General features: G+C 39.8%; 13 protein-coding genes. All 13 read right to left on the bottom strand.

Annotated elements, in window-relative coordinates:
* Positions 1-260 precede the first annotated feature (260 nt).
* Positions 261-515 carry a ferredoxin gene (locus NST21_RS13050; protein WP_340889484.1) on the bottom strand — a complete coding sequence of 85 codons (255 nt, stop codon included), beginning with the start codon at positions 513-515 and terminating at the stop codon, positions 261-263.
* A 228-nt stretch (positions 516-743) separates the two neighbouring features.
* Complete coding sequence (locus NST21_RS13045; protein WP_340889482.1) at positions 744-1,703, bottom strand: VOC family protein; 960 nt, start codon at positions 1,701-1,703, stop codon at positions 744-746.
* A 45-nt stretch (positions 1,704-1,748) separates the two neighbouring features.
* Positions 1,749-2,537 (bottom strand): SDR family NAD(P)-dependent oxidoreductase, encoded by a 789-nt coding sequence (locus tag NST21_RS13040; protein WP_235569509.1) that lies wholly within the window; start codon positions 2,535-2,537, stop codon positions 1,749-1,751.
* A gap of 41 nt (positions 2,538-2,578) precedes the next feature.
* Positions 2,579-3,088, bottom strand: a complete 510-nt coding sequence (locus tag NST21_RS13035) for an aromatic-ring-hydroxylating dioxygenase subunit beta (RefSeq protein ID WP_053345930.1) — start codon at positions 3,086-3,088, stop codon at positions 2,579-2,581.
* Between the two features lie 21 nt (positions 3,089-3,109).
* Entirely contained in the window at positions 3,110-4,411 is a 1,302-nt protein-coding gene (locus NST21_RS13030) for an aromatic ring-hydroxylating oxygenase subunit alpha (protein WP_340889479.1), read from the bottom strand.
* Between the two features lie 46 nt (positions 4,412-4,457).
* The gene (gene nadX, locus NST21_RS13025) at positions 4,458-5,243 is read right to left on the bottom strand and encodes an aspartate dehydrogenase (protein ID WP_340889478.1); all 786 of its coding nucleotides are present in this window, start codon (positions 5,241-5,243) and stop codon (positions 4,458-4,460) included.
* Positions 5,244-5,259: 16 nt separating this feature from the next.
* On the bottom strand, positions 5,260-6,705 hold the full coding sequence (locus NST21_RS13020) for an aldehyde dehydrogenase family protein (RefSeq protein ID WP_340889477.1): 1,446 nt from the start codon (positions 6,703-6,705) through the stop codon (positions 5,260-5,262).
* A 13-nt stretch (positions 6,706-6,718) separates the two neighbouring features.
* Positions 6,719-8,407 carry a thiamine pyrophosphate-binding protein gene (locus tag NST21_RS13015; protein WP_340889476.1) on the bottom strand — a complete coding sequence of 563 codons (1,689 nt, stop codon included), beginning with the start codon at positions 8,405-8,407 and terminating at the stop codon, positions 6,719-6,721.
* Between the two features lie 30 nt (positions 8,408-8,437).
* Positions 8,438-9,229: an SDR family oxidoreductase gene (locus NST21_RS13010; RefSeq protein ID WP_053345925.1), complete on the bottom strand. Its 792-nt coding sequence runs from the start codon at positions 9,227-9,229 to the stop codon at positions 8,438-8,440.
* 155 nt (positions 9,230-9,384) lie between these two features.
* Positions 9,385-10,419, bottom strand: a complete 1,035-nt coding sequence (locus NST21_RS13005) for a VOC family protein (protein ID WP_340889475.1) — start codon at positions 10,417-10,419, stop codon at positions 9,385-9,387.
* Positions 10,420-10,448: 29 nt separating this feature from the next.
* Entirely contained in the window at positions 10,449-10,982 is a 534-nt protein-coding gene (locus tag NST21_RS13000) for a cupin domain-containing protein (protein WP_053345923.1), read from the bottom strand.
* A gap of 314 nt (positions 10,983-11,296) precedes the next feature.
* A complete protein-coding gene (locus NST21_RS12995) occupies positions 11,297-12,106 on the bottom strand; it encodes an IclR family transcriptional regulator (RefSeq protein ID WP_056519235.1) in 810 nt (269 codons plus the stop codon).
* A gap of 312 nt (positions 12,107-12,418) precedes the next feature.
* Positions 12,419-13,225: an alpha/beta fold hydrolase gene (locus NST21_RS12990; protein WP_340889474.1), complete on the bottom strand. Its 807-nt coding sequence runs from the start codon at positions 13,223-13,225 to the stop codon at positions 12,419-12,421.
* Positions 13,226-13,395: the final 170 nt, after the last annotated feature.

Below are 13,395 nucleotides of genomic sequence, written 5' to 3'. Positions count from 1 at the left end.
CAGTAATCACCTCGAATTTACCCTATTAGAATTAATCGTTCTTCCATTTTGGTCATGTATCTATAGATCTTGAAGGGCGGACTTGCCATGTTTCTAGAGATATTTCCTCATTTACCTGACAAGTGCTAACAAAATACAATGTGTAAAAACTGTAAATACCCGCCTTATACTTTTCAATGTAATAGCGACTTTACTTTCCTTACTAAAAAAATAACATGATTCTAAGGAATCATATAAACTTGGTACTAGTTGAGACCATTTTAAGATATCTCTAGTATAAAAGGATTACCATCAAAAGAAGCTTGGGCTATTTTTATAGATTCGGTTGGACATCCTTCTAAAGCATCTAGCACATCCTCCTCTAATTCATCAGGTATGACGGCTGTTCCTTCATTATTATCTAATGTAACAAACGCAATACCTTCTTCATCGTAATCATAAATTTCAGGAGCTGTAGCTCCACATGCTCCACAAGCAATACAAGTTTCTTTATCAACAATCGTATAATTAGCCATTTCCCCTCGTTTTCTCTCCTTTCTAAGTTCCAGTTTCTTCTCAGAGCTAATTTGGTTGTAGAAAATCTGGCTATTTCATAAGCTTTTTCTATTTACTCATTCTTGTACAGATTTTCTATGTTTCCAAATTAATGCTTCACTGAGAATTGATAATTTCTCATTATGTAAGTCCTAAGTGTTCAGACATTTTCATATGAGCACTTATTTTACCTGGTGATTATATGACATTTATGTATCAAAACGTTCTAGCAATTCAATAATCACTTTATATGTCGATGTCGTGTCCATATAGGCGTATCGGCCTTTTCCGTTAAAAAAGTTACCTGTCTGAATGACCGGATAACCCATTTTCTCCAACATCTTCATTTTCTCATCCATGTCTTCAACGACAAACGAGATATGGTGAACTCCTTCACCATACGTTTCAAGATGATGCTTCCACGTGCTCGGTGAATCGCCCGGCTCGATCAATTCTATTTGAATTAATGGCGTATTGAAAAACATATATCTCGATTTACCTTCAGTAGGCTTCCCTTTGTAAAACACATTTGTTACCTCAGGGGAACCAGAGTGAATGATCGATGGTTTTTCCATATCTAGCAATCTACAGTAGGCATCTGCTGTCGCATCAAGGTCTTTAACAACAATTGCAAGCTGTTCTACTTTGTTAGTCCCTAAAAGCGGCTGAACGCTGTCATCCTCCGGTTTTTCCCATTCTGTTTGCCTCGGTTCTGCACTCTCAAGCAGTTCAACTAGCGTTTTATGATCATCTAGTGTATCTACATACACGTATCGGCCTTCACTCGAAGTAAATTCACCTGTTTGCAATACTGGGTATCCACTTTTTCCCATCACAAGGAGCCTCTTTTGGATAGAGTCAACATCAAAAGCAATATGATGAATTCCTTCACCTGCTGTATCCAAATACTCACGCATTGTTCCTGGATTTTTATCAGGTTCAATGAGTTCGAATTGTACGGTAGGTGTATTTAAAAAAGCCAGCTTAGATTTTGAATCTGTTGGTTCACCTTTAAAAATCACTTTCGAAACAGTACTGTCACCAGTTAGAAATGGTTCAACCTTTTTAATGCCTAACAATTTTGTAAAAGCTACATTAGCAGATTCAATATCTTTTACAACAAATGCAAGCTGATTAATATTTCTATTGCCTAATAGTGAATCAGTCATGTTTATAAACCTCATTTCTAAAGTCTATTTATTTTTAACATTCATTCAGCCAAGTCCCCGCACTGACAATCCACCATCACTAGAAATGACTTCACCGGTAATCGCGCGCGCTTCGTCAGAAGCTAACAGTACATACGCAGCAACGTGATCTTCTGGCAACTGGGCAAGTTGAAGTGGGTTTCTTTTTTTAATGCTGCTTGCTTTCGTATCATTATCCACGACTTTAACAAATGGGCGCAGAGGTGGAATGACCGATAATGCTGTCAGTGTGCCACCAGGCGCTACAGCATTTACCCGAATATTTGGAGCGAGTTCGAACGCAAGTTGGCGCATTAATCCGATTTGAGCGTGCTTGCTTGCTGTGTACCAAACGCCACCTCCATCAGGATAGAAACTTGCACCAGATACAGTAAAAATAATATTGCCATTAGATTTCTGCAGTTCTTCAAGTGCTGCTTTCGCACCGAAGAAAGAGCCTTTAACGTTAATATTGAGCAGGAAATCATATGCTTCGGAAAGTGCATCGGGAGTTACGTCGGCAAATTTAGCAAATCCATCGAAGACTCCTGCATTAGCGACGAGAACATCTAACTTCCCAAATTGCTTAACAGTGGCCTGTACAGCCTTCTCATTGTCTTCGTATTTACTTACATCTCCTTGGTTAATGAGAATTTCTTCACCAAATTCCTCTTTCATTTTCTTTAGCGTTTCTATAGAGCGACCGATAATGCTGACTTTTGCCCCTTCTTGTATAAAACGTCGAGTGACAGCTTCTCCTATACCCGAATTACCACCAGTAATCAACACTACTTTATCTTTTAAGGCCATTGCCATTGTAACCAACCTCCATGTTATCTTTTTTACGATACTTACTGTTATACGAAGATAGCGAGGTTCCTTGTATTTATTGTTGTTTGATCAACAATGAATATCCGTTTGGAAAGTTTCCATTTACCATCTTCGAATATGAATTCATCATTTCGTTCCCCCGAAATCAAATCGTGTTGAATATCCGTGCTACGGCTTCGATAGATAAGTAGATAGCTCTTAACGACTGCCTTTTCACCTTCAACAAAGTCTTTAACACGCACGTTGCTGACAAAACGCCGCGTTCTGGAAGGAGGAATTTCCGCCCATGCATAATCCGTTTTCAAACGATCTACGCGGAGCTTAAGTAATTCAATATCATCATTAAATGTAAACATTTTAGTTGAATAATCCGGACGTTCAACTCCATCCTTATTGACACGTACAGGCATTTGATAACACAAACTCGAATGCATTAGATCGAACCATTCATCAAATTCAATATCATCAAGTAATTGTGCTTCATCATACAACCACTGTTCAAATTCACATTTAACAAGCATTTCTTCCACTTTCATTTTTCTTCCCCCTCCCGCTTATCATTTCGTCATTAATTCCAACCAGTATTTATAAAAATTCCGTTGACTTGCTTCTGTAAATTTATCATCGTAAGCAACACCTGGTCCGATAAAATCAACAGGTTCGCGATGAAGACCCATTGTATAATTGTAAGTTAAATTCTTTAGAAAAGGCATCGGACCCTGGGCGGCTTCAGTAATGTCCGTAAATACTTCCGTGTCATCTTGCTCAAAAATGCCAGATGGGCTAAACGTCAAGATAAACGAATCTCTTGAACGATCTTTCCAATCTTGAGAGGCGTTTTTTTCAACGAGCATCCAAGCGATTACTTCCATCTTATTGTGACCAATTGGCCGCCACATTCTAATTGAAGTGTTAGAGATAAACTGGTCTTTAATTTTTGTATGAGAAATTAAAAATGATAAGTTCGGGAAAACGTTTCCAATCATATTTTTTAAGTTTGATAACACTTCATATTGTTCTTCTGACAAATTACTTTTAAATTCATTTTTCAATTCTTCCGGGAAAGCAAAATCAGGGTTAGGTGTTCCTAAGTTTAGTCCATGTCCGTTTTCCGTATGAATTTGAAAACCACGCTTTGAATACGTTGCATTGGGTACCATGCCTAGTTTTGCAATTGAACCATGTGTGACCATCGTATGATAGGAATCACCAACAAAGTTATCAGAACCTACTTTCCAGTTAGAACTAACAACAAATCGTTGAGGGACCCCGATTACTTCCATTTCTGCCCGTCCTACAAGGATATCTAAATACCATTTTATATCACCTAGAAACTCTTCAAGCGGCTCTACATCTTCATTCCATGTTCCAAATAAAAGACCTTTATAGGATTCAAGCTTCACTTGGTGAAGCCCCATTTGTGAACGATCAAGCGTCCCGCCATAAATATCTTTTTGAAGTGGCACACCCACAAGCTCTCCTGTGTTTTTAAAGTTAAATCCATGATATGGACACGTAAATAAAGTCTTGTTACCTTTGTCAGCCCTACAAAGTTTCATTCCACGATGGGTACACATATTATAAAAAGCACGAATTTCCCCTTCATTATCACGTGTAATAATGATCGAATATCCGGCGAGGTCACGTGTCATGTAGTCTCCTTTGTTCGGGACTTCAGATTCATGACCGACAAAGACCCATGTTTTCAAAAATACTTTTTCATGTTCTATATCGTAAACCGTTTGATTGCCTAGCAGGTAAGCAGGTATTACTCCTTCCTCTGGTTTGACCGTTTCGTTCAAATAGCTAACAACTTGCTCTTTCGACATTTCTTCTATGGATTTATCAGTTTTAAGCATACTTGTAGTCTCCCCTCTATGAACATGACATGACTTAAATCAATTATTACCCAATTTGAACACTCTTTTCTTTGTTTTGCAGAGTAGCCAATACACTTAACGCAGCTAAGTAACTCGTTTTCGGATTGTTTGGCATTGGATCATTTTCTACTTCAAGTTTAAGTTTTCCGAATGAACCTGACGCTTCAATAAGGTGAATATTTTTCAATACATATGGATCGGCAATGATTTTCACTTTAGTCTTTTCAGACCCGAGACCAGCCAAAGACAATACAATAGCAACATTAATATTTCTCGGAAACTGCTTAATTGCTTCCGCAGCAGAACCTTCGAATAATACCGTTTCTTCTTCTAATGAAGAACCTGCAGGCAACGCGCTAGGCGGTTTTCTCGTTGTAATACACACGGATTCAAGCCCATTAACTGCTTTTGCCGATTTAAGTACATCGAGACCTCCGATTGCACCGGACGGGAGGAAAATATTAACGTTATTTTTTCGGCAGAGGCGTTTAATATTGTCTTCATAAGCAGCATCGGCCATTACACCTATGCTGCTTAATAATAGATTTTTTCCGCTTTTTATCACTTTCAATGCGTGCTCTTCAGCAGCTTCAATTGTCGCTGCTTCTATGACTAAATCCACATCTGAATTAAGGAGAGAGTCAACATCACTATACGACTGTGTCCCAAATTCTTCAACTAGTTGAGTTGCTATTTCTTCACGGCGTGCATAAATCGAAACGATTTTCCCTCCTGGAAGAAGTCCGTCTTTATTTATTGCCTGAAGCAGAAATTTTCCGATATTACCGCATCCAATTAGCCCTAGTTTCATGTAATTTCATCCTTCCTCAATCAGCAAACCCATATGAGTCTGCAAAGAATTCAAGTCCACAATGTCTCGTTTCGCGGGAAACACCACTTTCTTTTAAACCAGGAAAATCGAGGGCCAATTCGCTGAAAACGGTATGGTTATTATGGAAAACCGCTCCTGCTTCGAGACGATCGGCCATCTCTATAGCTAATTCATCATTCACAGTCCAAACAGACGCACGCAAACCAAATTCACTATCATTCGCTAACCTTACCGCTTCATCAACATCAGAGAAAGGCAAAATAGGGATGACTGGTCCAAATTGCTCGACCCGGACCACTTCGCTTTGCTGATCGACTCCTGTAATAATAGAAGGAAGCATATAATAACCTTGATCCCATGTTTCTGGATTAAGTTGAATCCCAGTAGTGACTACTTTTCCACCAGACTTAGCCGTACGTTCGATCAACTCATTCACATAGTCAAACTGTGCTTTATTATTCAATGGCCCCATTGTTACATCCGGCTGAATGCCATCACCAACCACGACTCGGCCAAACTCTTTGGTTAATTTTTTCACAACTTCGTCAAAGCGTGATTCATGGACATACACTCGTTTAACAGCAGAGCATACTTGGCCTGCAGCTCGTAAAATACCCATTCTCAAACGTTTGATTGCTGCTTCATCCATGTTGGCATCTTCCAAAATAATAGCAGGATCATTACCTCCAAGTTCCATATAAACTTTTTGTAGATTTCCTGCTGATTTCTTCATAATTTCTTTTCCAGTTTCTGTACTGCCTACAAAAGCAACGGTACGCACACGAGAATCAGAGCAAAGTGTGTCTCCGATTGCTTTTCCTGAACCAGACACAATATTAATGACTCCTGGCGGAAAATGTTCAGCTACCACTTTTAAACAAGTCATTATCGTTAACGGACAATTTGTAGCAGGTTTCACAACAACAGTATTGCCTGCTAAAATCGCTGGTATGACTCGTTTAAATGTCAAAATCATCGGAGAGTTCCACGGTGTGATAATTGCCGTGACACCTCTCGCTCTTCTTCTGACTTGTACATTTTGATTTCCTGGGAGCACTTCTGGTTGCCACCAGTTAAGTACCTCTGTTGCACAGCCCTTCATGACCTCAACACAACGTAGTAAATCCTTTTTAGCTTCAACAAGCGTTTTTCCATTTTCTCGAACAAAAACTGTGACACTTTCCTCAATTATTTTAGCCAGTTCCTCTGCCGCTGTATTCATCCGGGTAGCCCGGTCCTTTACATCAGAGCGAGACCAGGTTTCATAAGCCTTCACTGCCACTTCTATCGTTTCATTTACGATTTCCTCAGAACAAATTGCCACTTGGCCGACTACTTCTGACGTGTTTGCGGGATTGATTACATCAACTGTTTCTGTTATTTCTTTCCATTCTCCATTAATAAGGTATTTACCTGAAACAACCGGATATGTCGAAATCATTCTCAATCCTCCATTAAAGTTTTTTGGGTTTAAATGCTTCGGCTGCTCCTGGAGGTCCACCAAACGGCTTTGCCATTGGTCCCACAGCTTCCATATCAACAACGATCATTGAAGGCTTACGTCTTTCTTTTGCTTTTTTCAGTTCGCTTACAAATTCATCTCCAGAACCAATCCGTACAGCATCGAAGTGCATGGACTCAGCAAGTTTCACAAAATCTGGACTCAATAAATCAACTGCTACCTGGCGCCCATAGGCAGCTTCTTGAATATTGCGGAGAACACCGTAGCCTGAGTCATCAAATAATACTATGATAACAGGTAAATTTTCTTCAGCTGCAGTAACCATTTCCCCGACATTAACCATAAAACCGCCGTCTCCAGCCATCAGCACAACTGTTTTATCTTGGCAGCCCATTTGTGCGCCAATAGCTGTTGGCAGGCCTTGACCAATTCCGCCACCAGATGCATGAATAGAGGTTCTCGGTTCATAAATTTCAAATAAACGGCTGCCCCATACGTTTGCCTGAACAGTAACATCTCGAACAATAATGGTATCATTCGGCAAAATTTCTCTCATGCCATCTACAAATTTCTCATAAGGTCCAAGCGTTGCACGCAGTTGTGCGCGCACTTCATTTCTAAGTGAACGGACTTCACTTACATAAGAAGGATCTGCATAAACTGATTTTTCTTCAAGCTTTTGAATGAGGGCTGCTAACATATCTTTCGCATCGCCAACCAAACCTATTGTCGACTTATAGTTACGGTTAATTGCCTGCAAATCTGCATCGATTGCAATATGCTCTTCAGGTACTGGTACTTTCCAGTTGGACGTTTCATTCCCTCTAAAACGAACACCTACGCTGATTAACAAATCTGAATTTTCCAAAAACTCTTTTGTGGACTCATAAGCCGCGAAATGTCCTATGCATTGTTCGTGGTTTTCGGGAATCGAACCTTTTCCTGATTGGCTTGTTATAACTGCCGCACCAAGAATTTCCGCCAATTTTTGCAGCTCTTGCGAAGCATTAGCACTTATGACACCACCTCCGGCCCAAATCACTGGACGGCGCGCTTCAACCATTTTTTCCACGGCTTGTTCAGGAATAAATGCCGTTGATTGTTTTTCAGATGTTGCAACTTGTATTCCATCGAGAGAAATATCCTCAATAATTGCCGATTGATAGTCAATTGGAATTTCCAATGTAACTGGTCCAGTTGGCGCAGTTAACGCTTCTTGAATCGCCTTTCTTGCAACTGCAGCTGATTGTGCCGGATTTCTAAGCCTTACAGCATTTTTACAAGCACCGCTCATCATCGAGAGCTGGTCTTTACATTCATGTATGTATCCTCTACCTGTTCCTAGATATGTTGAAGCGACTTCGCCGGTAAGATGAAGAAGGGGAACACCAGCGGCCCAGGCTTCTACTAATGAACCTGCTGCATTTCCTGCTCCTGTACCTGTACTAGTAATTACTACACCTAGTTTTCCAGTCGCACGTGCATAACCATCGGCCATATTGACTGCACCGCTCTCTCCACGTGAACAGATGAGTTTAATGCTTCCTTCTCTAAGAATCGCATCATAGATAGGCATATTATGAATACTGACAATCCCGAAAGCAGCTTCTACGCCAGCTTGCACTAGCTCTTTTACGATGGAATCGGCGGTCGTAAACTCTATTTCTTCTTGTTTTTTCATATTGTTATCCTACCTTTTTTAAGTATATTATTAAAGCGCTTTACCGATTGCTCCTGCAGTTTCAATCGTCGATCCAGCTACATAACTAGCTTTATCTGAAGCAAGAAATACAATAACACTAGCGACTTCTTCCGCCTCACCTACACGGCCAAGTGGAATATTCCGTTTTTTCGCAAGATCGCCATAATATTCCTCCGGATCCATATCAGGTGCGTTTTTCAATCTTCTGCGCTCCCATTGATCAGTCCGTATCAATCCGAGACTAACTGAGTTCACCAAAATATTGTCAAAGGCTAGTTCCTGAGATAGCGTTTTGCTTAAATTTAAAAGACCCGCCCGTGCTGCTGCCGTCGCTACCATATGACGCTCAGGTTCTTTTGCAAGCGTTGCATTAATATTGATAATCCGCCCGCCACCCCTTTTAACTAGATGTGGATGCGCAGCACGAACGGCATATATGATAGCAAAAAACTTTAATTGAATTTGTTCATGCCACTGTTCATCTGTAATATCAAAAAAGTAACCCATCACGCTTTGTCCAGCTGCATTCACCAATATATCGATCCCGCCAAACTTTTCTGCAGTGCCATTAATAAATGAATCCACATCCGATTTAGAGGTAACATCACAAGTTGATGCAAAAATATCTTCTTTGTCCCCAAATGACAGCAAGTGACTTTGGGCATTTTCCATACGATCTTTGCTTCTTCCGCAGATAGCTACTTTTGCACCTTCACCTAGAAACATTTCTGCTGTTTTTAATCCAACACCAGACGTGCCTCCCATAATAACAGCAACTTTCCCTTTCAAGCCTAAATCCATCTCGTCACTCCTTTTATAACAGGTTTTTCTTACACGATATAGGGCTAAAAAAGAACAAGATGTTACATCTCAAGTGAAACTATAACGTCTTGCCCGATGACAATGGGAGGTAAAGAATTCCGCGAATTATATCTTTTTCCACTCTATCTTTGATCTCATTTCCCCCCCATTAACGAAACATCAACTTTAGAATCCACCCAGCCTAGATCCGGTTCCCCCCCCATTGCTTTGCGGGCTTCAGGCTTCGGGGGCCCTGCAATACCCCATTGATCCATTAAGTGAGGTACTCGTTTCCATACACGTGCTCTCCACTCAGATTCATCTTCAATCGTTTCGAGATAGCATGTATACTCCATAACAAAACCGCCTGGGTCCTGGAAATAACAGAAAATATTGTCTCCTGGCCCATGACGTCCAGGTCCCCAAAGTTCTGACAGTCCTGCTTTTCGAACGTTACTTATACCACGCATTAGTTCATCGACAGAATCAACCTCATAAGCAATATGATTGACTGAAGCATGTTCATCTTGGTTGAATGCTATGGAGTGGTGTTTCCGGTTGCACCTTAAGAAAGACATTTGGTGCTCGCTCCAATCAGTAACTTTAAAACCAAGTACATTTGTATAAAACTCTACAATCATATCTAAGTTTTTTGTATTCATGACAACATGATTCAATTTCACAGGATCTACATTTTTCTTGTTCCAAATTGACGTTTGAACTTCCACCCATGCTGAAAGCTCAATAACACGGTTTTCAGGATCAATAAATCGAAGTCCATAACCAGCACCTGCTTCATCCAAATACCCAGGTTTCTCGATGATACGCACGCCTTTTGATTCTAATATTTCAGCTGCACGATCCACTGCGTTTTTATCGACCATTCCAAATGAGATGTGGTGCAAACCACGCTTTGCTCCTTTGTAAAGGCTTAAAATATGATGTTCTGGCCCAGCCCCGCGAAAATATACTGTATTCTCTTCTTCTGGAACATCCACTCTATCCAAGCCCCAAACCTTCTCATAAAACTTTGCCTGTTCTTCAAAGTTCGGAGTAATCAAACTAATATGCCGTAAATGAGTAATTCCAAGCATCTTTTTATGCCTCCCATTAAATAGATTGTTTTTTTGATAGATTGTCTTGCGCACCTTTAACAATCTAATCGAAAGGGGCGCCTCATTATTATTCATAATGTAGGTGCCCCTCTTCTTTTAGTTGATCAGTCTTTAATAATGGCTTCTCTTTCTTTTGACCGTTGTTTTCGTAATTCTTCAAGCTCGCTACCTTCTGGATATGTTGGCAAATTAGGCTTCACCGCTCCAAGCATAACAAGCATGCGCGCCTCTTCTTTCCCATCATTTCTAATTCCCCGATACACTCCCGGAGGGCTGCTTATGCAGTCTCTTGCACTCAATTTAATCTCATGTACTTCGCTGTAGCTGTCTTCTTGAATCAAGGCTGTAACTTCTCCCTCAAGAATGAAAAATACTTCTTCTACATCATCGTGGAGATGTAACGGCCCGACACATCCCGGTGGAAGCACCATTGTACTTAGTGTAAAATGTTCCCCTGCAATTACATTTGTATCATTATTCGCTGTGGCACCTCGTCCAATATATCTCATTTGAGCACGTCTATAAGCTGGATCAATTTCCTCTTGGAACTTTAAGACGTTCCAATCGAGTGTACGGTCTTCCAAGCGTGCAACATATTTTTTTTCAAATTCTTTCACCGAAAAAGTTTCATTTGTCATTTTAAAAATCCTCCTTATTTGTTGTTTCTAAATCTCACACTGTTTTACAAGCAAAACATTGTTTTATCTATGAATTAATTCTAAAATGAAAACCCTTCATTGTCAAGGTAAGTTTTTAGAATATTTAAAACTTTGCTTATAATCAAAACAACTCTTTTGTTAAACAAATGTTCAAGCGCCTTATTCAACAGGAGGCTGGATCTCTAAAATTCATAATTTTTTTAAAACGACAAAAAAAGTGTGAATACCCATAAAGACTGGGTACCCACACTTTTGAAAAAGGTTATTCATTTTTCAGATTATATCCAGCTTTTTCAGACGTCCTTTTGATGAAACATATTCCCTCCACTGTATCCCATATGAGAGGATAGCTGTTGAGAAACTTCCAGTAATTTCGGCAAGGCAATTTTATCGATAAAATCTTCCTGATAAGCAGATTCTGTTGCCACGACATTCAAAGCAGCCAATACTTTTCCAGTCCGGTCAAATATCGGCGCCGCTACAGAACGGATACCAGGGTGAAACTCCCCGCTTGTCATCGAATATCCTTTTTGCCGAATAGTTTCCAACTGCTTCTGGAATTCCCCCGGCGCTGTAAGGGTTTTGTCTGTATAAGGAGTGAGGTTAGTGATTTGGAACATTTGCATTAACATTTCTTTTGGCTGATAAGCCAGCAGTAATTTCCCATTGGCTAATGCGTGTGCTGGTAGTCGCAAACCAATGTTCACATTGACAGCTGATACACCTCTGATTGGGGCACTACCTACATATACCACTTCCTGACCATCCAAGATGGACAAATGACAAGATGCTCCGATTTCATCACGCAGCGTCTCCATATAGGGTTGGACAATTTCCTGGAATTTCAAGCTGTTTAAATAACTAAAACCCAATTCAAGCACTTTTGGCGTTAAATTATAACGTTTTGTATGTTCATCCTGAGACAGGTACCCAATATTTTGTAGTGTAAATAATAAACGATATGGTACCGTTCTGCTTACTCCCAGTTGTTTCGCTATTTCTGAAAGCGATAAACTCGGCTGTGATTCATTAAAAAGCTTAATGATTTCCAATCCTCTTACTAATGAATTAGCACTATACTTCTCTTTCTCTTCGCTTGCCATTCAAGTATTCCTCCCGTTGTAAATTCATTACATTTCGGTGTCGCAAAAAACTATGCAGAGGAGATACCTTCAACTATTTTAATCTTTTCTACACTGAAATAAAAAAAGATAGAGACAAACTAGAAATCTATCTCATGCAACCATTCATCGATTAAGAAAAAGTAGAAAAATGTAATCCCCGACTTCAACATAGCTTTATCACAGATCACCTGAAACTTAGAAAGGACATGCAGTAAAATGTCCACCGTTCTCTGCAGTTTTCCTAGAAAATTTTCTTGTTTTATTTATTTCCTTTTTTGTTTTTGTAAGCATTTATTTCTGACCTACCGGTTGTTTCTGTAAAAACTCAGTGACATATTTATTGAACACTCCAGGATCTTCTTGATAGCATAAATGACCTGTATTCGGAACGATGGCAAACTCTGATTTCGGAATCAATTCATGAAAAATCTTTGATTCACTTACCGGTGTGACCTGATCCAGCTCTCCACACATAACAAGTGTCGGAATAGATATAGAAGAAAGTATCTCCATTTGGTTTAAATTTGATAAAGAGTAGGAAACAGACCGGTATCCAGGCGGTCGCACTTGCGACATAATTCGTTCTGCTTCTTTCACTACCTCAACTGGTGCATTTGGCGACACTAACGCTTTCACCCTTTTTTTCGCAAGTTCATAAGGCTTTAACGTATCGATAGAATGTAATCTACTCTGAAGCTTTCTTTTATTTTCTTCCGGACTTACTCCGGCTGCTCCACGTGTCGCATCTGATATAATCAGCGCCTCTACCATTTCTGGAAAACGGTTCGTAAAATCGATTGCAATTGCCGATCCCATTGAATGCCCGAGTAGGTAAACTGAGTGCAGCCCCAGACTCTCCAGGAATTCTTTCAATACATCTGCAAACTGGGAAAATTCTTGAAATTCTTCTTTTGGATCGGAACTTTCACCATACCCAGGTGCGTCCCAAGCAATTACTCTAAATTCTTCCTTCATCTGACTGAGTTGATGTCCCCAAGATTGAGAATTATTTCCCAATCCATGTAGAATAACAAGCGCTTTTCCTTCTCCTGATTCCCGATAATGAATCGAGTATTCTTCTAATTGACAAATTGGCATCCTTTTTAACCTCACAATCTTTTCACTTTCACTAATAAATAGATTTTAATGTATATTTTTAATTAAAACATATTTCCGTATATAAAACTAATTGGGGGGGCCAGTTTTATTGTCGTAAATGAGGGAAGAACATCTTATTCCCAAAGTTACAGTTAACTACACAAACTTTA

This window comes from Peribacillus sp. FSL K6-1552 (assembly GCF_038005205.1).
GTDB classification, from domain to species: Bacteria; Bacillota; Bacilli; order Bacillales; family DSM-1321; genus Peribacillus; species Peribacillus butanolivorans.
The sequence above is the reverse complement of the archived record's forward strand: the minus strand, read 5'-3'. Positions and strand labels throughout refer to the sequence as shown.

Bases quoted from the DNA above. Each gene is read 5' to 3' on its own strand.
- NST21_RS13000 (WP_053345923.1), bottom strand. From the start codon at position 10,982: ATGACAAATGAAACTTTTTCGGTGAAAGAATTTGAAAAAAAATATGTT.
- NST21_RS13015 (WP_340889476.1), bottom strand. From the start codon at position 8,407: ATGAAAAAACAAGAAGAAATAGAGTTTACGACCGCCGATTCCATCGTA.
- NST21_RS13035 (WP_053345930.1), bottom strand. From the start codon at position 3,088: ATGAAAGTGGAAGAAATGCTTGTTAAATGTGAATTTGAACAGTGGTTG.
- nadX (WP_340889478.1), bottom strand. From the start codon at position 5,243: ATGAAACTAGGGCTAATTGGATGCGGTAATATCGGAAAATTTCTGCTT.
- NST21_RS12990 (WP_340889474.1), bottom strand. From the start codon at position 13,225: ATGCCAATTTGTCAATTAGAAGAATACTCGATTCATTATCGGGAATCA.
- NST21_RS13010 (WP_053345925.1), bottom strand. From the start codon at position 9,229: ATGGATTTAGGCTTGAAAGGGAAAGTTGCTGTTATTATGGGAGGCACG.
- NST21_RS13040 (WP_235569509.1), bottom strand. From the start codon at position 2,537: ATGGCAATGGCCTTAAAAGATAAAGTAGTGTTGATTACTGGTGGTAAT.
- NST21_RS13005 (WP_340889475.1), bottom strand. From the start codon at position 10,419: ATGAATAATAATGAGGCGCCCCTTTCGATTAGATTGTTAAAGGTGCGC.
- NST21_RS12995 (WP_056519235.1), bottom strand. From the start codon at position 12,106: ATGGCAAGCGAAGAGAAAGAGAAGTATAGTGCTAATTCATTAGTAAGA.
- NST21_RS13050 (WP_340889484.1), bottom strand. From the start codon at position 515: ATGGCTAATTATACGATTGTTGATAAAGAAACTTGTATTGCTTGTGGA.
- NST21_RS13020 (WP_340889477.1), bottom strand. From the start codon at position 6,705: ATGATTTCGACATATCCGGTTGTTTCAGGTAAATACCTTATTAATGGA.
- NST21_RS13030 (WP_340889479.1), bottom strand. From the start codon at position 4,411: ATGCTTAAAACTGATAAATCCATAGAAGAAATGTCGAAAGAGCAAGTT.
- NST21_RS13045 (WP_340889482.1), bottom strand. From the start codon at position 1,703: ATGACTGATTCACTATTAGGCAATAGAAATATTAATCAGCTTGCATTT.